The sequence below is a fragment of the Vreelandella salicampi genome (assembly GCF_013415105.1).
Classification (GTDB): domain Bacteria; phylum Pseudomonadota; class Gammaproteobacteria; order Pseudomonadales; family Halomonadaceae; genus Vreelandella; species Vreelandella salicampi.
Map to the genome: position 1 here is coordinate 445,868 of NZ_JACCDF010000002.1, position 21,086 is coordinate 466,953.

General features: G+C 57.1%; 17 protein-coding genes. 6 read left to right on the top strand and 11 right to left on the bottom strand.

Going from position 1 to position 21,086, the window contains the following annotated elements; all coding sequences use genetic code 11:
• Nucleotide 1: 1 nt before the first annotated feature.
• Complete coding sequence (gene pyk, locus HZS81_RS04850) at nucleotides 2–1,468, bottom strand: pyruvate kinase (RefSeq protein ID WP_179929401.1); 1,467 nt, start codon at nucleotides 1,466–1,468, stop codon at nucleotides 2–4.
• A 258-nt stretch (nucleotides 1,469–1,726) separates the two neighbouring features.
• On the opposite strand from pyk, the gene gap reads away from it, so the two are divergent.
• A complete protein-coding gene (gene gap, locus HZS81_RS04855) occupies nucleotides 1,727–2,731 on the top strand; it encodes a type I glyceraldehyde-3-phosphate dehydrogenase (RefSeq protein ID WP_179929402.1) in 1,005 nt (334 codons plus the stop codon).
• Between the two features lie 11 nt (nucleotides 2,732–2,742).
• On the opposite strand, the gene HZS81_RS04860 is transcribed toward gap, so the two are convergent.
• The 6 genes from HZS81_RS04860 to HZS81_RS04885 all read right to left on the bottom strand — a co-directional run bounded on the left by HZS81_RS04860 (nucleotide 2,743) and on the right by HZS81_RS04885 (nucleotide 9,876).
• Nucleotides 2,743–3,792, bottom strand: coding sequence for a LacI family DNA-binding transcriptional regulator (locus HZS81_RS04860; RefSeq protein WP_338401810.1), 1,050 nt, complete (start codon nucleotides 3,790–3,792; stop codon nucleotides 2,743–2,745).
• A gap of 137 nt (nucleotides 3,793–3,929) precedes the next feature.
• Complete coding sequence (locus tag HZS81_RS04865) at nucleotides 3,930–5,036, bottom strand: ABC transporter ATP-binding protein (protein ID WP_179929403.1); 1,107 nt, start codon at nucleotides 5,034–5,036, stop codon at nucleotides 3,930–3,932.
• Nucleotides 5,037–5,113: 77 nt separating this feature from the next.
• Nucleotides 5,114–6,730, bottom strand: a complete 1,617-nt coding sequence (locus HZS81_RS04870) for an alpha-glucosidase family protein (RefSeq protein ID WP_179929404.1) — start codon at nucleotides 6,728–6,730, stop codon at nucleotides 5,114–5,116.
• 31 nt (nucleotides 6,731–6,761) lie between these two features.
• On the bottom strand, nucleotides 6,762–7,604 hold the full coding sequence (locus HZS81_RS04875; protein WP_089707238.1) for a carbohydrate ABC transporter permease: 843 nt from the start codon (nucleotides 7,602–7,604) through the stop codon (nucleotides 6,762–6,764).
• A complete protein-coding gene (locus HZS81_RS04880; RefSeq protein ID WP_179929405.1) occupies nucleotides 7,601–8,590 on the bottom strand; it encodes a carbohydrate ABC transporter permease in 990 nt (329 codons plus the stop codon). Before HZS81_RS04880 ends, HZS81_RS04875 begins: the two co-directional genes overlap by 4 nt.
• Nucleotides 8,591–8,604: 14 nt before the next feature.
• Nucleotides 8,605–9,876 carry an ABC transporter substrate-binding protein gene (locus HZS81_RS04885; protein WP_179929406.1) on the bottom strand — a complete coding sequence of 424 codons (1,272 nt, stop codon included), beginning with the start codon at nucleotides 9,874–9,876 and terminating at the stop codon, nucleotides 8,605–8,607.
• Nucleotides 9,877–10,266: 390 nt separating this feature from the next.
• Between HZS81_RS04885 and HZS81_RS04890 the strand changes: the two genes are divergently transcribed.
• The 5 genes from HZS81_RS04890 to HZS81_RS04910 all read left to right on the top strand — a co-directional run bounded on the left by HZS81_RS04890 (nucleotide 10,267) and on the right by HZS81_RS04910 (nucleotide 15,962).
• Nucleotides 10,267–11,811 carry a carbohydrate porin gene (locus tag HZS81_RS04890; protein WP_179929407.1) on the top strand — a complete coding sequence of 515 codons (1,545 nt, stop codon included), beginning with the start codon at nucleotides 10,267–10,269 and terminating at the stop codon, nucleotides 11,809–11,811.
• A 327-nt stretch (nucleotides 11,812–12,138) separates the two neighbouring features.
• A complete protein-coding gene (gene zwf, locus HZS81_RS04895) occupies nucleotides 12,139–13,644 on the top strand; it encodes a glucose-6-phosphate dehydrogenase (protein ID WP_179929408.1) in 1,506 nt (501 codons plus the stop codon).
• A gap of 1 nt (nucleotide 13,645) precedes the next feature.
• Nucleotides 13,646–14,311 (top strand): 6-phosphogluconolactonase, encoded by a 666-nt coding sequence (gene pgl / locus HZS81_RS04900; protein WP_179929409.1) that lies wholly within the window; start codon nucleotides 13,646–13,648, stop codon nucleotides 14,309–14,311.
• Between the two features lie 42 nt (nucleotides 14,312–14,353).
• Nucleotides 14,354–15,016 carry a bifunctional 4-hydroxy-2-oxoglutarate aldolase/2-dehydro-3-deoxy-phosphogluconate aldolase gene (locus HZS81_RS04905; protein WP_179929410.1) on the top strand — a complete coding sequence of 221 codons (663 nt, stop codon included), beginning with the start codon at nucleotides 14,354–14,356 and terminating at the stop codon, nucleotides 15,014–15,016.
• Nucleotides 15,017–15,254: 238 nt separating this feature from the next.
• Nucleotides 15,255–15,962, top strand: coding sequence for an inorganic diphosphatase (locus HZS81_RS04910; protein WP_179929411.1), 708 nt, complete (start codon nucleotides 15,255–15,257; stop codon nucleotides 15,960–15,962).
• A gap of 135 nt (nucleotides 15,963–16,097) precedes the next feature.
• Here the strand turns inward: HZS81_RS04910 and HZS81_RS04915 are convergent, their stop codons facing one another.
• The 4 genes from HZS81_RS04915 to edd are packed head-to-tail and all read right to left on the bottom strand — an operon-like array spanning nucleotide 16,098 to nucleotide 20,845.
• Nucleotides 16,098–17,057 (bottom strand): carbohydrate kinase family protein, encoded by a 960-nt coding sequence (locus HZS81_RS04915; protein ID WP_179929482.1) that lies wholly within the window; start codon nucleotides 17,055–17,057, stop codon nucleotides 16,098–16,100.
• A gap of 42 nt (nucleotides 17,058–17,099) precedes the next feature.
• Nucleotides 17,100–17,969: an aldo/keto reductase gene (locus tag HZS81_RS04920; RefSeq protein ID WP_179929412.1), complete on the bottom strand. Its 870-nt coding sequence runs from the start codon at nucleotides 17,967–17,969 to the stop codon at nucleotides 17,100–17,102.
• Nucleotides 17,970–17,990: 21 nt separating this feature from the next.
• On the bottom strand, nucleotides 17,991–18,956 hold the full coding sequence (gene glk, locus HZS81_RS04925; protein WP_179929413.1) for a glucokinase: 966 nt from the start codon (nucleotides 18,954–18,956) through the stop codon (nucleotides 17,991–17,993).
• A complete protein-coding gene (edd, locus tag HZS81_RS04930; protein WP_179929414.1) occupies nucleotides 18,956–20,845 on the bottom strand; it encodes a phosphogluconate dehydratase in 1,890 nt (629 codons plus the stop codon). The genes glk and edd overlap by 1 nt, the downstream gene beginning before the upstream one ends.
• Nucleotides 20,846–21,086 lie beyond the last annotated feature (241 nt).

Genomic DNA, 21,086 nt, shown 5'->3' on the forward strand with positions numbered 1-21,086 from the left:
ATTATTCTGCGTCAACGGCGATTACTTTCATGGTGTTGGTGCCGCCGTGAGCGTTCATATGGTCTCCGCGGGTAAGAATGACATGCTCGCCTGGGCGTGCCAATCCGTGGGCTTGCAGCAGCGTTAGGGCTTCTTTATTGAGATCCTTAGGGTCCATGTGGGAAGTGTCGAAGGGTAACGACACGACGCCGCGGTAAAGCGCCATGCGCCGCTGAGCGATAGGGCTGTGGGCGAGGCCGACAATGGGCAGGCCGGAGCGAATGCGCGACGCGATTAGCGGCGTGTAGCCTGTCGAGGTCATGCAGGCGATGGCACGAACGCCGGTCAAGTGGTTAGCGGCGTACATGGCGGACAGTGCAATGGTTTCATCAATACGCTCAAAGCCTTCATGGATACGGTGGCCAGATTCTTGAGCTATGCGTTCCCGCTCAGCACCCATGCACACCCGGTCCATCGCTTCGATGGTTTCTACCGGGTAATCGCCGGCGGCGGTTTCAGCGGAAAGCATGACCGCGTCAGTCGCATCAAGCACAGCGTTAGCCACGTCGAACACTTCGGCGCGGGTAGGTAGCGGCGACTCAATCATCGATTCCATCATTTGAGTTGCGGTAATCACGGCACGGTTCAGCGTGCGCGCATGCTTGATAATCCGCTTTTGGGTGCCGATCAACGCAGCATCGCCAATTTCTACCCCGAGATCACCACGGGCCACCATGACCGCTTCTGAGGCTTCGATAATGCCATCTAGGGTGGCGCCATCGGCAACGGCCTCGGCGCGCTCCAATTTCGCCACTAAGCCAATTTCTTTGCCTACGTCGCCGAGCAATTCGCGGGCTTCTTGCATATCGGCAGCGCTGCGAGGGAAAGAAACGGCTAGATAATCAACGCCGATGTCGACAGCGGTTTTTAAATCGTCTTTATCTTTGTCGGTCAACGCCGGGGCTGAAAGTCCGCCGCCTTGTTTGTTGATGCCTTTATTGTTGGAAAGTTTGCCGCCCACGTGAACGCGCGTGTGAACCTCTTGCCCAACGATTGACGTGACATCCAATACCAGGCGACCGTCATCCAGCAACAAGCGGTCGCCTGCGGCGACGTCATCAACCAATGACTTGTAATCACAACCGACACGCTCTTCGGTGCCGCTGTTGGCATCTAATGCCATATCGAGCACAAAGGCCTGGCCGACCTTCAGATGAACCGCCCCTTCGGCAAAGCGCGAAATACGAATTTTTGGACCTTGAAGGTCACCCAGGGCAGCAACACTTCGGCCAAGGCGTTGGGCAATGTCGCGAACGTCGCTCAAGCGGCGGCGGTGGTCGTCTGCTGCGCCGTGGGAGAAATTGAGCCGCACCACGTCAACGCCCGCTTTTAGCATGGCTTCTAACACTCCGGGGCGGTCGCTGGCGGGGCCAAGTGTGGCGACAATTTTGGTACGGCGAAGGGGAGTGGTGGACGTTGAGGGTGTCATATCGATAACTCCTGATGAGCAGCGTTGGCTGCCCCTTGTGGGTTGTGCAAAGCCATAACGAATGAGTGATTGTATCGGCAATTAAGTGTTGGACTACGATAGCCTTAATATAGTAATTTTACTACATATTGGAGAGATACTAGCCTATAGCGGCGGTTATGGCAGGTTTTAATCGGCCTATTGGTGATTAAATACGTATTTTTAGTAATTTTTTACTGGATACGCCATCTACGACCACTGTTTAAAAGAGGTGCCATCATGACCATAAGAGTTGCCATTAACGGGTTCGGACGGATTGGCCGCAACGTACTGCGCGCGCTATACGAAAACAGCTACCGTGATCGTGTTAAGGTCGTTGCAATTAATGATTTGGGCGACCCTTCTCTTAACTCGCATCTGCTGCGCCACGACACGGTTCATGGTCACTTCCCTTTCAAAGTAGAACACGATGCGAAAAGCATCAGTGTCGATGGTGATCGTATTGCGATCTCATCAGAGCGCGACCCAGCTAAACTGCCCTGGGCGTCCATGAGCATTGATTTGGTTATGGAGTGCACAGGTCTGTTCACCAAGCGCGACGCAGCTGCCAAGCACATTGAAGCGGGCGCTAAGCGTGTGCTGATCTCGGCCCCCAGCCCCGATGCCGACGCAACCATTGTTTATGGCGTTAATGACAACGTGCTGACCGCGGACCACACCGTTGTCTCCAATGCCTCTTGCACGACTAACTGCCTTGCGCCGGTAGCGAAAGCGCTGAATGACGTTGTGGGCATTGAAAACGGCTTAATGACCACCGTTCACGCCTACACCAACGATCAGAACCTGTCGGATGTTTACCATTCTGACCCGTACCGCGCGCGTAGTGCCACGCATTCGATGATTCCGACTAAGACCGGCGCGGCCGCTGCTGTGGGGCTGGTATTGCCGGAGCTAGCGGGCAAGTTTGATGGTTTGGCGATACGCGTACCCGTGATCAACGTTTCTTTAGTGGACCTGACCTTTACCGCTGGGCGTGATACCACTAAAGATGAGATTAACGCGATTGTTGAAAAAGCGGCGGCTAGCTCGCCGGTACTTGCCGTTAACGCCGAACCGCTGGTCTCTATCGACTTTAACCATGATGCGAATTCGTCGACGTTTGATGCCAACCACACTCGAGTGAATGGCCGTCTGGTGAAAATCATGGCGTGGTACGACAATGAGTGGGGCTTCTCCAACCGCATGTTGGATACCGCCGAAGCCATGCATTCGGCAGCCGAGTAACGCCCTCCCTCTTAAGGGCAGGTATCGCCGGGCAGCAGTTCTGTCTTGAGCAACTGCTGCTCGGCGGGCAGGTGACCCAAAATCATCTGCGCGGCGACCCTGCCCTTGCCCACGCTATCCTGGCGCACCGTGGTCAGTCGTGGCGCCCGGTACTGGCCTTCGGCAATGCCATCGAACCCGGTAATGCGTAACTCTTCCGGTACCCGAATACCGCGCTGCTCAGCGAGAGTCAGCGCTGTCAGCGCAATGCGGTCAGACATGCATAGCAGCAGGTCTGGCCGCTGTTCTATGGGCTGGTCGAGAATTTCGGCAATCACCGGCGAGCACACCTCAAAGATATTCTCTTCGATATTCCACAGTGGCACCGCGCCTAGCGTTATGGCGTGTTCTTCCAGCGCCTCATAAAAGCCCGCCAGTCGTGCGCGGCTGATGGTGCTGGTGCTGGGCAGCATGGTATGGGCCGCCGTCACGCGGCCATTGCAGGGCTCGACGGTCAGCCTCAGGTTGATGATCGCCGGGCGCTCAGGGCGTTGCTTGAGCGCATGGCAGGCAATGTGGTAGCTGGCCTCGGTGTCATCAATGTGCACCGTCGGGCAACCCTCCACGTCAAAATCTACCGACACCAGCGGGCGCTGGAACGGCAACCGTTGCAGCAACTGATTGTTGGGCATCAGACCGTAGACGATAAAGCCGTCGGCGATGTTGGCCGAGCCTGCGGGTTGCGAGTCGTGGCCGCGTCCCGGCAGTAACAGGAGCGTATGGCCATGGGCGTCCAGTACTTCGGCGACGCCGGATAAAAACTCGCTGGCAACCGCGTCATTCAGGCTATAGGTGAGGCTTTCCGCCAGCACCACGGCCACGATGCGTGAGCGCCCGGTACGCAGGCTGCGGGCCTTGGCGTCGGGGCCGCTGTAGCCCAGGCGGGCAGCCTCGCTGAGGATGCGTTCGCGAAGCGTGGGGGAGAGCTGGTCCGGCCGGTTGAACGCGTTGGAAATAGTGGCAGTCGAGACGCCGAGTTCACGGGCAAGGTCCTTGAGCGTCATTCGGCGGGGTGGTGTCACGGGGTTTCCTATGCAGGCTAATGTCAGGCGTCCATCCGCAAGAATACCGACCCCCGCAGCCACCCGACAAGCCCTTCATCATACGGCTCGTCGCGATCTGCGCGGGTCAGTGGATAATCGTGGTCAAAGTACGCCAGTCAGGCGGCTTGCCGTTGAGCAGGCAAATCCAGCGCGGCACCGCGGTCGTCGAACAGATGTACGTGTTGCGTGTCCGGTACTAGCGCGACGTGTTGCCCCTCTTCCCATTGACTAGGCGCTTCGCTGCGATGGATTAGCAGTGTATCCCCTTCTTTTGGATCCAGATAAACGTAGACTTCGTTACCCAGGTATTCAACGTTGACGATCTCGAAACGGTTATCTCCAGACGGCTCTGCCAGGCGGAGGTGCTCCGGGCGCACGCCAATATTGAGCACGGCGCTTTGCGGCTGCGCACTTGCATCCTGTGGCAAGGCAAGTTCGCCCACGCCTGGAGCGAGTACCCGGCAGCCATGGTCATCGTTTGCCAGCAGTTGGGCAGGCATGAAATTCATGGTGGGTGAGCCGATAAACCCGGCAACGAACTTGGTGGCAGGGCGCTGATAAAGCTCTTGAGGGCTGCCCACCTGTTCGACATGGCCGCCGTTGAGCACCACGATCTTGTCGGCAAGCGTCATGGCCTCTACCTGATCATGGGTCACGTAGATCATGGTGGAGCCGAGACGATTATGCAGCCGGGCGATTTCGTTGCGCATCTGTACGCGCAGTGAGGCGTCCAGGTTGGAGAGCGGTTCGTCAAACAGCAGAATGCGCGGTTCCCGTGCCATGGCGCGGCCCATGGCCACCCGCTGGCGCTGGCCACCGGAAAGTGCCTTGGGCTTGCGGTGCAGCAACCCTTCCAACTGAAGAATCCTGGCTGTGCTCATCACCCGATCATTGATCGTCTCATCCGACTGTTTGGCCAGCTTAAGACCAAACGCCATGTTGTCGTATACGGTCATGTGCGGGTAGAGCGCATAGGACTGGAACACCATGCCGACACCGCGTTCGCGTGGCGGGAGGTCGTTGACCACAGTGTCATCAATACGCAAATCGCCATCGGTGATGGATTCTAGACCGGCAATCAGGCGTAGCAGGGTCGACTTACCGCAGCCCGATGGGCCGACGAACACCACGAATTGACCATCGCCGATTTCAAGATCGACGTCGTCGATGATGTGGTCGCGGCCAAACACCTTGTTAATTTTTTCAAGCTTGACACTTGCCATGGGTGACTCCTTGCCAGCCTCAGAAGCAAAACCTCTGGACCGGCCTGTTGTTGTATTAAAACGATGCCCCTAAATGCTTAGGCAACGCGCATAAAAGCCGCTTGATAGGCTGGGAGCATTAAGCTGTCGCCATCGCGCTGAAACGTAAAGCCATGGCCGTCCAGGTCGCTGTTGACCGGCACCGGTAGCGCCACCTGATGTTGCTCGTCGGTCAGGTTGAACACACAGAGCAACGTTTCCTCATCGTGCTGACGGGTAAAGCCGAGCAGGTCGTCGCCCACATCCACTAGCGTTAAGTCGCCATCGAACAGCGCGGGGTGCTGGCGACGGAAGGTCAGCATGTTGCGCAGTGCATTTAAGGTTGAGTTGGCATCATCCTGCTGGCGGCTTACCGCTAGGTCGCGGTGACTGGCTTCCATGGGTAACCAAGGCTCAACGCTGGAAAAACCGCCATGTTCGCTGTCGTTCCAGGGCATTGGCGTGCGGCAGCCGTCGCGGCCTTTGAATTCCGGCCACAGGACTTTGCCATAAGGGTCTTGGATGCGTTCAAACGGCACGTCGGCTTCCGGCAGGCCCAGCTCTTCGCCTTGATACAGGCAGACACTACCCCGCAGCGATAGCAGCATGGCTAGGGCGATTTTCGGATAAGCATTGGGATCTTCGTCTGCCCCCCAGCGCGAAGCACTGCGTTCGACATCATGATTCGAAGTGGCCCAGCATGGCCACGCATCTCCTGCCAGCCGCTGGAAGCGCTCAATTACCTCGCGCAAATAAGCAGCGGAGTGCGGCTTGTTCAGCAGGTCGAAGGTGTAAGCCATGTGCAGTTTGTCGCCACCGGCGGTGTACTCGGCCATACGCGCTAGCGGGTTGTCATCGCCAATTTCACCCACCGTGGTGGTTCCTGGGTATTCGTCCATTAGCGCGCGCAGGTCTTTCAGGAAGTCGAGATTTTCCGGGCGGCTAAGGTCGTAGACGTGGCGCTGCCAGGTATAGGGATTGCTATCTGGCGCGCCCAGGGTTTTGGCTTCGCCTTTGGGCACCGGCGGGTTATCGCGCAGCTCGGCATCGTGGAAGTAGAAATTGACGGTATCAAGGCGGAAACCGTCGACGCCCAAGTCGAGCCAGAAGCGCATGTTGTCCAGTTGGGCCTGACGAGCCTCCGGGTGGTGGAAGTTAATATCCGGCTGGCTGGTTAGGAAATTATGCATATAGTACTGCTTGCGGCGGGGTTCAAAGGTCCACGCTGGCCCCCCAAAGATCGACAGCCAGTTATTAGGCGGCGTGCCATCGGGCTTGGGGTCGGCCCATACAAACCAGTCGGCCTTGGGGTTAGTGCGGCTCTGGCGGCTTTCCTGAAACCAGGGGTGCTGATCCGAGGTGTGGCTGATCACCTGGTCGATCATCACTTTCAAACCGAGCTGGTGGGCCTGCGCAAGGAGCGTTTTGAAGTCGTCCAAAGTGCCGAACATCGGGTCGACATCGCAGTAGTCGCTAATGTCGTAGCCGAAATCGAGCATTGGCGAGGTGAAAAACGGCGATAGCCAGATGCCGTCGACGTTGAGCGAGGCTACGTAGTCAAGCTTTTCGGTAATGCCGCGTAAATCGCCGACGCCGTCACCGCGGCTATCCATAAAGCTGCGCGGGTAGATTTGATAGATAACGCCGCCGCGCCACCAAGCTTTCGTGTCGTGCATAGTTAAGTCCGTTGATAACATTTAAAAGTCCTCAGCCTTTAACCGCGCCGGCGGTCAGTCCAGAAACGATGCGGCGTTGGAAGATAATCACCAGCACCACAAGGGGAACGGTGACGATGACCGACGCGGCCATGATCGGCCCCCAAGGAAGCTCGTAGGCGCTACCACCCGATAACAGCGCGATAGCTACCGGTACGGTGCGCTGGGCATCGGTGAGCGTAAACGTGAGCGCGAACAAAAATTCGTTCCACGCAGCGATAAAGGCGAGCAACCCGGTGGTGGCCATGGCAGGCCACATGAGCGGGAGAAATACTTTGGTGATCGTCACCCAGGGTGTGGCGCCGTCCATGATCGCGGCTTCTTCAAGCTCCATCGGCAACTGCTTCATAAAGGTGGTCAAAACCCACACCGTGAAAGGCAGCGTGAAGATGGTGTAGCTTAAAATCAGTCCGGCCGGGTTGTTGTAAAGGTTTAGCGTGCGAATGACCTCAAACAGACCTGAAAGCACCGCTACCTGGGGGAACATCGACACCCCAAGAATTACCAGTAACACCGTCGAGCGGCCACGAAAGCGCACGCGCCCCAGGGCGTAAGACGCGGTAATGCCCAACAGTAGAGCGATGAACACCACGCTAACCGCGACCACAATGGAGTTGAAGATTGCCCGCAAGAAGCTTGCCTGGGTCAAAATCTGCGCGTAGTTGCTCAAATCCCAAGTAGACGGCCATAGCTCCACGCGGAATAGGTCACTGGAAGGCTTGAGCGAGGTGATGACGGCGTAATAAAACGGGAACACCGCGTATACCATGATCAACACGATTAGCGCCCAGAAGCCTACCCGCTTGGCTATTTTGCTTAACTGACGTGCGGTCATGCGTCACCTCCCAATTGAAGCTGCTTGCGCCCGACGTAAAGGTAGGCAACCGTCGCCAAGGCAATAATCAAAAAGAGTAGGGTGGAGGCTGCGCTGCCATAGCCAACGTCCTGGAATTCAACAAGTTGCTGGCGCGCGTATACCGACATCGACATCGTGCTGGTGGAGTTTGAGGTCAATACGTAGATAACATCGAAGACGCGCAGCGCATCGAGCAGGCGGAAAATTACCGCGACCAAGAGGGCGGGAGTGATCAGCGGCAGGGTTACTTTGAAAAACACCCGCACCGGGTGAATGCCGTCGACCTCAGCGGCTTCATAGCAATCCTTGGGCAGCATTTGTAGGGCGGCGAGTACCAGTAGCGCGACAAAGGGAATGGTCTTCCACACGTCGACCATTATGACCGCCCACATTGAATAGGTGGCGCTGGCGGTCCAGGCAATGGGATTGTCGATCACCCCGATCCCCATCAGCATGTGGTTGATAATGCCGAACTGGTCGTTGAGCATCCACGCCCACATCTGCGCCGAAACAATAGTGGGTATGGCCCAGGGAATCAGCACCGCTGCGCGGACAATCGTGCGGCCTTTAAATTCCGCGTTAAGAATCAGCGCCACGATCACCCCGAAAATCACCTCAAGCGATACCGATACCACCGAGAAATACACGGTGTTCCAGACTGATTGCCACCAGGTGGGGTCGGCCATGATGCCGAACCAGCGGCCGTTCTCCTGAACAAGGTAATTTTCGAAGCCGATGAAATTCGCCGCTCCCAGATCGGACAGCGAAGCATCGGTAAAACTTAAAAAAAACGTTCGAAATAAAGGCCAACCGGCCACTAACGTCAGTGCGACCAGCATAGGGGCTAAAAACAACCAAGCCGCTTTGACCCGTTGGCGACGCACCTTGGTGCCGCGAGAGCGTCGCGCCGGTAAAGGGTTGGCACGCGCCCCTTCGGGCGCGCTGTGGTGAGAGGAAGTCGTCATGAAACTCTCCAGTGTTACCAGTTACGACGCTTCAAACGAATAAGCTCGTTTTCAAGGTCTTCAACAGCCTGCGCGCCCTCTAGGGTGCCCGACAGCACATCGTGGGTGGCGCTGAAGAAGGCGTTGCTTACCCGGCCATAGGCATCGCCGGTCGGCGCAGAGGGGCGTGCCACCGCGTTGGTGAAGGTGTCATAAAGCGTGCCGAAGAACGGTACGGCGTCTAACACCTCTTCATCCTGGTAGAGCGAGTCGATGGTGGGATTGTAAGAGGCCTCAATCGCGCGACGCTTTTGCTCTTCTTCGCCGGTGAGGAAGGCCACCAGGTCAGCCGCCAGTTCAGGGTTTTCGCTATAGCGTGATACGGCCAAGTTCCAGCCCCCTAGCCCGGCGGCGCTTTGTCCTTCGTCACCGCCCGCCGGCAACTGAGTCACGCCGACTTTGTCGCGGACATCGCTGTTGTCGCTCTGTGCCAGCGCCCAGGCGTAAGGCCAGTTGCGCATGAAGACCGCGTTACCGCCTTGGAAAACGCCGCGTGCTTCTTCCTCGGTATAGTTCAGCACGCCTTTGGGTGATATATCGCCAATCCACGAGGCGGCTAGGTCAAGCGCTTCGGCAGCCTGTTCGTTGTTAATGGTGATTTCGCCGTTAGCCTCGACGATATTGCCGCCACCGTGGCTCGCCACCCATTCGAGGGCATTTACCGTCAAGCCTTCGTAGGCACGCCCCTGGAAGACATAACCTTGCATGCGATCGTTACCTGCGTCGCGCTCGGCCTGTTTGATCTTCCGGGCGGTCTCGGTCAGTTCTTGCCAGGTGGTCGGCACGTCAAAGCCGTGTTTTTCGAGCAGGTCTTCGCGGTAATACAGCACGCCCGCGTCGGTAAACCACGGCATGGCCACCAGGCGGTCGTCGATAGTGTTGTTGGTCACGATGGTCTCGAAATGGCCCTCGGCGACGTCTTCCCCCAGCACTTCACGCAGGTCGAGTAGGTGATTGGCGAGAAGCCCCGGCCAGACGACGTCAATTTGCATGACGTCGATATCGCCTGAGTTGGCAGACAAAATTTGCTGGTAGAGCGAGAGCCGCTCGGTGGACGAATTAGGTGTCGACACCACATCGACGTCGTGGCCGGTTTTGTCCTCCCAGGCGGCGACACCTTCTTCGCAAAGCGTTAGCTCGGCACCCACGGCACCGCATGAAATGGTTAATTCAGCCGCTTGGGCTTGGCTTATGCCACCGGCAGCGCTGGCGAGGGCGATGGCAGTTGTCAACAGTGTCTTTTTCATGGTGATTCCTCGATGGTTGTTGTTGTCGGGGCAAGCATCGTTGAAGGGCGGAAAAAACGCTCACTTAAACGATTAAGTTCGTGCGCTCAGTTAGCCGCCTCTGGCCGACAAGTTCAATAGCGACTTTTGTCTAATTATTGATTCGGTTTTTGCCAGCGCCACGCTTGGAGTTTAGACAATGGTCGATAATTAGTGATTGTTGGTTGGTTTACTTACCCTTAATCGATTAAGTTTTGCCTATTCCGCTAATCAGGTAAGCAATGTTGGTTGCTTTACCAAACTGCGGAATGAGCACGTTCAACAATAATCGATTCAAGCGCTACCGCTTTCATGCATACCGACTCGACGGCAGTGATAGCAGGGCGTCTAACAACAACAGGGTTTACAACAATGGATAAAATGACTTTCAAGACACCGCTGGCGATTGCCATTGCCGCCGCCAGCCTGGGCGCAAGCGGTGCGGCCATGGCGGATGCGACCATGGAAGAGCGGCTTGCCGAGCTCGAGGCGCGGATTGTAGCGGCCGAGCAGCGCGCCGAGGCCGCTGAACAACGTGCTGCACAGGCCGAGCAGCAGCGTAACGCCACCGCCGATATTGAAAGCGATGCCGAGATCGAAGAGCGTCTGGCCCGCGTCGAGCGCTATGCCGACGGCGAAGAAGGTTTCTCGTTCAACGTCTATGCGCGTTCAGGTCTGTTGATCGGTGAAGACGGTAAAAGCGCCGAAGGCGGCCCCTACGTGACGCCTGCCGGACCGGAAGGCGGTGCCGTGGGTCGTTTGGGTAACGAGCCGGACACCTACGCCGAAGCGATTCTTAACTACCGCATGCGCTTTGATAACGGCGCCAAGGCGCTGTACCGCACCATGATTGCCGATGGCACCACCTCGAGCAACGACTGGACCGGCGGCGAGTCTGATATTAACGTCCGTCAGGTGTTTGCTGAATTCAGCGACCTACCGAGCTTTACCGGCGCGTTTGAAAACGCCTCTATCTGGGCCGGTAAGCGCTTTGACCGCGACAACTTTGATATCCACTGGTTGGACAGCGATGTGGTCTTCCTCGCCGGTACCGGCGGTGGTATCTACGATATGCAGCTGGCCGACAACTGGAAATCTAACCTTTCTATCTACGGGCGTAGTTTCGCCGACTTTGACGTTGTTAGCAGCGAAGACCCAGGCCTTGAAGGCGATACCGATAACTTGATCCTCACCTCCAACAATTACTTCGGTAACTGGCAGTGGATGGTGAACGGCATGTCCGCCGCCGATAATGATGACAGGGTCAATGATTTGGTTCTGGATGATAATGATGATGTAGTACGGACAGGAGAAGCAGGGGCTGATAATGGTTTCCATACCATGGTGGCCTACCACGGCGGCAGCTTCTTCGGCATGGGTGAGGGCAGCTATAAAGCGGCGGTGCTGCACGGCCAGGGCCTGGGTGCCGAGACCAAGAACATCGGCGCCAACGGTAATCTGACCGACGACGCCACTTCAACACGTCTAGCGCTTTACGGTACGACCTATATCGCTCCCAAGTGGCGTGTGGCACCTGCTGTATTGGCGGAAACCAGCGAAGACCGCTTCGCCTCGGGTGATCAATACGACTGGGCAACGCTTAACGTTCGTTTAGCCAACGAACTGACGGAAAACTTTGAGATGCAATACGAAGCCAGCTATCAGATGATCGATATTGATCCTCAGGGCTATTCCGACCGCAACGAGGTAGACGGCGACTATACAAAGTTTACTATCGCGCCTACTTTCAAGCCGGAGGTTGGTGGTTTCTGGCAGCGTCCTGAAATCCGCCTGTTTGCCAGCTGGAGCGATTGGGATGACGAGCTGAACGATTACTCGGCCACCGATTCTTTCGGCGCCGATGAGTTTACCGGCAGCCAGTGGACCTTCGGGGTACAAAGCGAAGTGTGGTTCTAAGCTGAAAGGCCTGCTTAAGGACCAGGCCGCTTGCTGTTTCTGCGTTTCTGCTTGCCCGCGATGCCTCGCGGGCTTTTTTTGTTAGCGGCTTTTGTCATAGAAAGCCAGGGCAAGCATTGTCGCCCTAGGAAGTAGGCTGTCGGTTAATAAAGGCGTAAACCCTGGTTGATGTATTGCCATCATAGTGAATACTTTAATCGTGCTTACCCTCGGCACACCGATACCAATAACGTCAGAGGTATTTTTGTAGTAAAATTACACGTAATATTGCGTATAATGTCCTTTTTCAGATAGATTTTAGGTAATCTAACTACAATAGGAGCTGAGATGAGCCTGTCACCCGCTTCACAAGCTGCCCCGTTGGGCGATCCCAATCACGCGATTGATTTAGCGCTTTTTGGAGCGCTTGGCGATCTTGCCATGCGCAAGCTATTTCCTGCGCTTTATCATCTTGACCGTGAAGGTTTAATGCCTGAAAACACACGGATCGTGGGGCTGGCACGTCAGGAGCACGATACGGCTGAATTTCGTAAGTTGGTCAGCACCGCGCTGCAAAAACGGTTGAAAAAGGAAGAGCAGGATAAAGAAAGTATCACGCGCTTTCTCAATCGTATCGACTACTTAAAGCTGGATTTCAAACAAGCGGAAGGTTTTGAGCAAATACGCCAGTGGCGTGAAGGCTCTGAGCGCCCAATGGTCGTATATCTTTCCGTCGCTGCGGTGATTTATGGCGATATTTGCCGCAATTTACAAGCGAGCGGCAGCTTAGACGAGCAAACGCGCGTTGTTGTCGAAAAGCCGATTGGCTCAGACTTGGCGTCGTCCGAAGAGATTAACGATGCCATCGGTTCCGTATTCCCCGAGTCCCGCATCTACCGTATCGACCACTATCTGGGTAAAGAGACGGTACAAAACCTGATTGCTCTGCGCTTCGCCAACCCGTTGTTTGGTACCCAGTGGAATCAAAACCATATCTCCCACGTTGAGATTACCGTGGCTGAAAAAGTCGGTATCGAAGGGCGCTGGGGCTACTTCGATAAAGCGGGCCAGCTGCGCGACATGGTGCAAAACCACTTGCTTCAGCTACTGTGTCTTATCGCCATGGACCCGCCCTCGAACCTGGATGCCGACGCCATTCGCGATGAGAAGGTCAAGGTCCTTAAAGCCCTTAAGCCTTTTACGGGCGAAGCGCTCGGCCGTGACGTAGTGCGCGGTCAATATATCGCGGGTAACACCGAAGGCCAACCCGTGCCGGGCTACTTGGAAGAAGAAGGCGCGAATACCGATAGCCAGACCGAAACCTTTGTGGCCATGAAAACCGAAGTGGCTAACTGGCGCTGGGCGGGTGTGCCGTTCTACCTGCGCACGGGTAAGCGGATGCCGGAAAAACTGTCACAGATCGTGATTCATTTCCGCCAACAGCCGCACTATATTTTCGACCCCGACCAGCGCAATATTGCTTCTAATAAGCTGATCATTCGTTTGCAGCCGGAAGAGGGCATTGCCTTGCAGGTCTTGACCAAGGATAGCGGTCTGGACAAAGGCATGCGTTTGCGCCCCGGCCCGCTGCATCTGGATTTCAATAATGCCTTTCCAAAATCACGTATTCCGGATGCCTACGAGCGCTTGCTGCTGGAAGTTATGAAAGGCCAGCAGTATCTGTTTGTGCGCCGTGACGAGGTAGAGCACGCTTGGCGCTGGTGCGATCAGCTGATTGACGGCTGGAAAGCCCGTGAAACACCGCCGCGGCGTTATCCCGCAGGCTCTTGGGGGCCGGTCGCTTCTATTGCCATGATTACCCAAGATGGCCGTAGCTGGTATGAGGATTATTAACATGAGCGAAGCGAGACAAGCGCTGGCAGAACAGCTGGCCGAAGCGGTCTTTCAAGCGTTGAGCGAGGACCTAAATCGCCAAGAGCGCGCGTTGTTAGTCGTTTCAGGCGGCTCCACGCCGGTGCCTTTCTTTAAAGCCTTGGCAGCCAAGCAACTGCCCTGGGCACGGATTGATATCACCCTGGCCGATGAGCGCTGGGTCGATGAGCAAAGCAGCGACAGCAATGCGAAGTTAGTGTGGGAAAACTTGTTACAGGGCCCGGCGGCCGAGGCCAACTTTGTTGCGTTAACCTCTGATGCTGCGACACCGGAAGAAGGCGTTGAAGACGTCGCTAAACGCACGGCAGAGCTTCCATGGCCTGCCAGTGTTGTGATCTTGGGCATGGGCGGCGATGGTCACACCGCGTCACTATTTCCCGATAGCCGCGAGCTCAGCTTAGCGCTTGCCACCGACGAACCGCTGGTGGCCGTTCGCACGCCCAGCCAGCCGCAGCCGCGTATAACGTTTTCTGCTGATCGTTTGCACCAGGCCCATCGGCATATCTTACATATCACCGGCGACGATAAGCGTAATGTGCTGGCCCACGCCATGAGCGGCGATGACGTACGCAAGTTACCAATACGCGCATTTTTATCTTGCCCCCTGGCGATCTATTGGGCGCCCTAGATCGCGTTACTTCGCCAATAAAAATTGCCTGGAGACTCCTTGATGACCATTAATAAACAGCTACCCTCAACGCGCACCGCCGAGCTTGACAGCATCTGCCTAAAAGCCGAAGTGATTCCGGTGATCACCATTGACCGCCTGGAAGATGCCGTGCCGCTTGGCCGTGCCTTAGTTGAGGGTGGTTTGACCGTGCTGGAAATTACCCTGCGCACCGATTGTGCGCTGGAAGCCATCAAGCGCATGAAAGACGCGCTGCCGGGGGCGAGCATCGGGGTAGGTACCGTGCTGACCCCGGCGCAGTATCGCCAGGCAGAGCAGGTAGGCGCGGATTTTGTGGTGACGCCGGGCGCGACCGAGGCATTGTACCGTTACGGTGTGGAAAGCCCGGTGCCGATGTTACCGGGTGTGTCGACTATTTCTGAACTGATGACCGGTTGGCAGTATGGCTACCGTCGGTTTAAGTTCTTCCCGGCGGAATCCAGCGGCGGGGCGAAGGCGCTCAAAGCGTTTGGCGCACCTATTCCAGAAGCGCGTTTCTGTCCTACGGGGGGTATCACCGTCGACAACGCCGAAGACTATCTTTCACTGCCCAACGTGATGTGCGTTGGCGGCTCTTGGCTAACGCCCAAAGCAATGGTGGAAGCGGAAGATTGGGATGGTATTCGTGAGCTGGCACGCCAGGCCGCCGAGCGTTTTCATCACTAAATAGGCCCCAGTGCTAAGTTAAAAAGTAGCCCCAGGTTATGGTTCTAAAACATAGCTGGGGCTTTTTATCGCCTTGCCGCCGCCTTGAAGCGCGATAAAGTTCAATACAAGACCCAAAAGGGACTTGCCTTTTTTGTAAACACCCTCTCAGTATTCGGTAAAAAAATACCAATTTAAGTCTGTCATGATGCCGTCATTTCCCCTCGCTAACGTAGCTGGACAACTAAAGGAGAGCATCATGCAGAAAAAACTATTACTCACTTCTGTCGCGTGCATGTCAGCGTTGGTATCCACGGCTCAAGCGGAGTCTTTAGGAGGGTTGGCATTTTCTGACACCACCCCCATTGCCCAAAACATGAACGTCACTGATGAGTTCACTATTGTTGGCGATGAAGGCTTGATGTCTTTGGAGGCAATAAAGCCAGATGGGGCGGTAAGAGCCATCGTTGAAATACCCACCGGCACATCGGCGAAATGGGAAGTCAGTAAAGATGACCCTAAAGCGGTTTATTGGGAATATAAAGACGGTGAACCACGCGTTGTGAATTACTTGGGTTACCCTGGTAATTACGGCGCTATTCCGGGGACGGCACTGCCAAAAGAACTCGGCGGTGATGGCGACCCGCTGGATGTGATTGTGTTGGGCCAGGCGGTTCCTCGCGGTGAAATTGTCGACGTGAACGTTATCGGTGTTCTGAAAATGCTGGATGGCGGCGAGCAAGATGACAAGCTCATTGCCGTTCTCACCCAGGATTCACCTTTTGCCCACATTGAAAGCATGGCCCAGTTGGATAGCGAGTACCCAGGCGTCAGTCAGATCATTGATCTATGGTTTGCCAATTACAAAGGGCCAGATGGCGGTATGGAAGGGCTGGGATTTGACGATGCAGAATCGGCAAGGGAAGTGCTGGAAGCCGCTGCTGAAAACTACGCAGCAATGCAATAATAGTCAAATCGCGGTAATTGGTATGACCAGCTAGTAAGGCTATGCCACAAAACTTATCTCACAACACTCGGTGACCGCTTTGGCGGTCACCGAGTTCGTTGATCAAGCCATCCAAGCTTTCTGACACCACAAGTATTAAGGGTTCCGAATCGCCTCAATATCCTTATGGGTCGGCAGCGCTGCATAAGCACCCGGCCGAGTAACCGCATGGGCGCCGCAGCGGCAGGCGGTATCCACCGCGCGGTGTAGAAAACCTTCATCGCTCTGCCAGTGTTCATTGATGCCATGGGCCGAGAGCTCAGCCAACAGCCCACCAATAAAGGCATCGCCGCCAGCGGTGGTATCGACCGCTTCCACTTTGGGTGGCGCAATGCGCTGGTCGATGCCGACGCCTTTGAGTACGACATCATTGGGGCCGTCGGTAATCAAAATCACCTTAACCCCCGCCGCCAGCCGTTCTGAAAGCCACGATTCTGCAGGGTGATCGGCGCGTAAGTAGTCGAGTTCTTCCTGGGAGAGCTTGAGCAGTTCAGCGCCGTCCAGCAGTTGCGTGACCAGGCTGGCCTCAGCTTCGCCGCCAGGCCATAGGTTGTGGCGCAGGTTGGCATCGACGCTGATCAAACAGCCTGCGCGCTTGGCCATGGCGGCCATCGCCAGGGTAACGTCGGCAATCTCTGGGTCGGTTAGGCTATTGCTGCACAGGTGCAGAATGGCTGGGGTCTCGAACACGCCCTGGGGTAAATGCTCAAGGCGATACAGCAGGTCTGCGGCGGGTGGGCGGTAAAAATCAAAGGTACGTTCGCCCGCGCTGTCTCGGGAGACAAACGCCAGTGCCGTGCGCGCTTCTTGGGTAAGCACCACACCTTGGGTATCCACGCCGTGGTGTTGGAGCTCACGGATGATGAAATGCCCAAAGGTATCGTCACCCAGCATGCCTAAAAACTGGCTGGGCACGCCCAGCCGCGCGCAGGCAACGGCCACGTTGGCGGGTGCGCCGCCTGCATAGGGTGTAAACGTCTCGGGACCTGAATCGTCACCCAGGCGGCTTGACAGCATATCGACCAGGGCTTCACCAAATGCAATTATCGGCGTCATCATCGATTCCTTGTGATTATTGATCTGATGTCTGAAAAGCGATTATGCGACGCAGTGGCCGCGGGCGGCTTCCAGCAATTCATACCAGGCTTCCCGGGGGAGCGTGGCGGGGCCTTTGAGCATATCCGCAATGCGCTCGGGTTTCACGCTGCCGACCACGGGCACGGGCCGATGGGGCAGGCTGCGCAGCCAGGAAAGCGCCAGAGCGCCTGGGCTGCTAGCGTGTTCCTCGGCGAGCCGCCCGAGGGTGTGATTGACGTTACCCTCGAACAGCTTGCCGCCCGCGAGCGGAGACCACGCCATCGGCGCATGGTTGTCTAAGCATAGATCGTCGAAGCTGCCATCGAACAGCGGCGTGCTGTGGGCGATGGATAGTTCGATCTGGTTGGCGCGCAGCGGCTGATGCATGGCGTTTTGCAGGCGGCGCCATTGGCTGGGCAGGTGGTTGGAAACCCCCGCCGCGCCAATCTTGCCGGCCTCGACCGCGTCATCCAGGGCGCGGCCGGTGGCCTCGGCGTTCATCAGCAGGTCAGGGCGGTGAATCAGAAAGTGATCGATATGCTCAATACCCAGACGGGCCAGCGCCGCGTCGATGGCGCGGCCCAGGTACGCCGGGCTGGCGTTGTATTGCTTGACCTTGCCGCTCCCCGGCGCCGGGTTATCGTTGGCAATGCCCGCTTTGGTGACCACGTTAAGCCGTTTGGCAAGCGCTGGGCGAGCGCGTAGCGCCTGGCCGAAGAGCGTTTCGCCGGAACCGCTGCCGTAAATATCGGCATGGTCAAACCAGTGGAGTCCCTGCTCAAGGCGTGCCTCGATCCAGTCGGCTAGGTGATCGGGTTGGTGCATCGCTGGGGTTTCGTGCAGGCGCATCATGCCCAGTACAAACGGCACGTCGAACGTTAACGCGGGCATAGGAGATCCCTGTCGGTTGGCTTAGAACACTTCTTCGTTATGCAGCGCCTCGGCGGCGCCCAGCAGCCCCGTCCACGGGTGGGTCACCACCCACACAGGAATTTCGGCGTTGTAGGCGCCCATGCGACCCTTGTTGATAAAGCTGTCGCGCAGCTGGCTTTTTGGCAGCCAATCCAGCAGGCGCGGCAAAATACCGCCGCACAGATAAACCCCGCCGCGGGCGCCCATGGTTAGCGTGGCATCGCCGCACACATCGCCGAGGATTTTCAAAAACCGCAGCAGCGTGGCGCTGGCAATAGGGTCACCGTCGTTGGCGGCCTGGGTGACCTCCGCTGGCGTCGTGCAGCGCGGTGCCTGATCGTCGAGCACGCAGTGCGCCTGATACAGCTCTAAAAGCCCCTGGCCGCACAGGATGCGTTCGACGCTGACCCGCTTGTGGCGCTGTAAAAAGACGTCCAGCAGCGCACGCTCGCTGTCGTCGGTGGGCGCGAAGGTGACATGGCCGCCTTCGGTGGGTAGCGGAATCCAGGCGTGCTGGCCGGGAAATACCCCGGCCACGCCAAGCCCCGTACCGGGGCCAATGACCAGCCGCGTGGAATGGGTCTGGCCCTCGCCGGGCTGTACTTCGACCAGATCATCAGCGGTGACGTGAGGAACCCCCAGTGCCTGGGCGGTGAAGTCGTTGACGACCTTGAACAGCGAAAGCTTGAGGGTGTCGCGAACCTCGCTTTTCAAGAAATTCCAATGATTGTTGGTCATCTTGACCCGCTCGGCGTGAACCGGGCAGGCAAACGCCAGGCAGGCCTCGCGAGGCGCGTTGTCGCCCGTTGAGCCTACCCGGCTCAGGTAGTCCTGGATCGCCTCGATGACGCCCGGGTAGTCCGCGCAGGGCAGGTTGATAATATCGTGCGGGGTGATATCGCCTGGCGTCACCAGCGCCAGGCGGGCGTTCGTCCCGCCGATATCGCCGATCAGGGCCGGTCGCATCAGGCATCCTCTTGGAAGATCTGTCCTTCCTGGCGGGCCAGGTCGTCGGCCTCGAAGCCGCCGAACACCCCGGCACCTTCTTCGCCGTGCATGGCCAGATGGCGGAAGCCTGAGAACAGCTCGCGACCGAGACCGACGTGGTAGTGGTCAAGGTTGCCGATAGCCAGTTCACGCTGGCCCCAGGTGGCAGGATCGACCTTGGCGTCGAGCGTGCCGGCGTTGGCATCCAGGCGCACGATGTCGCCATCGTGCAGTTTGGCCAGCGGGCCGCCGTCCAGAGCTTCGGGGCTCATGTGGATAGAGGCGGGCACTTTGCCCGAGGCACCCGACATGCGGCCATCGGTAACCAGTGCCACTTTAAAGCCACGATCCTGTAGTACGCCCAGGAAAGGTGTCAGTTTGTGCAGCTCGGGCATGCCATTGGCTTTGGGGCCCTGGAAGCGTACCACTACGATCACATCGCGATCCAAATCGCCGGATTCGAAGGCCGCTTTCATCTCGTTCTGGTCTTCAAAGATTTTCACCGGCGCTTCAACGATGCGGTGCTCTTCGGCGACGGCGGAGACTTTAATTACCCCGCGGCCCAGGTTGCCTTTCATGACCGTAAGGCCACCGGTCGGCGCGAAGGGGTTGGCGACAGTGCTTAACACGGCTTCGTCGAGGCTTTTCTCGGGGCCATCGTGCCAGACCACTTTGCCGTCTTCCAGGAAGGGCTCCTGGGTATAAGCGGTTAGGTCGGTGCCAAACACGGTGGGAATATCGCCGTGCAGAAGGCCAGCGCCCAGCAGTTCGCGGAACAAAAAGCTCATGCCGCCTGAGGCCTGGAAGTGGTTGATATCCGCCTGGCCGTTGGGGTAGACCCGCATCAGGCTGGGCGTAACCGCCGAAAGGTCGGTGAAGTCGTCCCAGGTGAGCGTAATACCCGCCGCCGCAGCCATGGCAATCAGGTGTAGCGTGTGGTTGGTCGAGCCGCCGGAGGCCAACAAACCCACCACCGCGTTAACAATGGCGCGCTCGTCAATCTGCTTGTAGAAGGGGCGGTACTCGCCGCCGGGCTCGGTATTGCGAATCGCTTGTTCAGTCGCGTAGCGGGTGAGAGCTTCGCGCATTTCAGTGCCGGGGTTAACGAACGAGGTGCCGGGCAGGTGCAGACCCATCACTTCCATCATTAACTGGTTCGAGTTGGCGGTGCCGTAGAAGGTGCAGGTGCCGGGGCTGTGGTACGACTCGGATTCTGCTTCCAACAGCGCATCGCGGCCCACTTTGCCTTCAGCGTAAAGCTGACGAATGCGCGCTTTTTCTTTATTGGGCAAGCCGCTAGGCATCGGGCCGGCCGGTACAAACATCGCCGGCAGGTGGCCAAAGCGCGCGGCAGCAATAAATAGGCCAGGGATAATCTTGTCGCACACGCCCAGGTAAAGCGCAGCATCAAACATATTGTGCGAGAGTCCCACCGCAGCCGCCATGGCAATCACGTCGCGGGAAAACAGCGAGAGCTCCATGCCCGGCTGGCCCTGGGTGACGCCGTCGCACATGGCGGGCACGCCACCGGCAAACTGGGCGGTGGAGCCCATGGCGCGGGCCGCCCCCTTGATGGTTTCCGGAAAGGTTTCAAACGGTTGGTGGGCTGACAGCATGTCGTTGTAGGCGGAGATGATCCCCAGGTTAGCGCTGTTCATCAACTTCAGGGAATCTTTTTCCTGCGGATTGCAGGCCGCAAAGCCGTGGGCCAGGTTGCCACAGCTAAGCTCGCCGCGATGCACGCCGCGTTTGTGCTGGTCAGCCATGCGCTGCTCGTAGAGGGCGCGCCGCTCGGCAGAGCGCTCACGAATGCGCTGGGTAACCTCGGCAACGGTCATATTTAACGTAGCGGATGTTGAGCTCGGCATAGGAACCTCTGCATGGGTAGAAACGGTGTATGGATTTTGTAGTTATTTTACATTTTTTGGCGTCGATATGAGAGACTTTACGGCAATAAAACCCGTTTTTGTAGTTTTATTACTCTGATAAGTGAAGGCTATCGCCGTTTCATGATGCTTGTATGAATCGCTATGAAAAACACGCATTAGCGCGTTCATGAATGTCGAACCACAATTTATCGACAAAGCCGCAGAAGGACTAGTGCTTTTA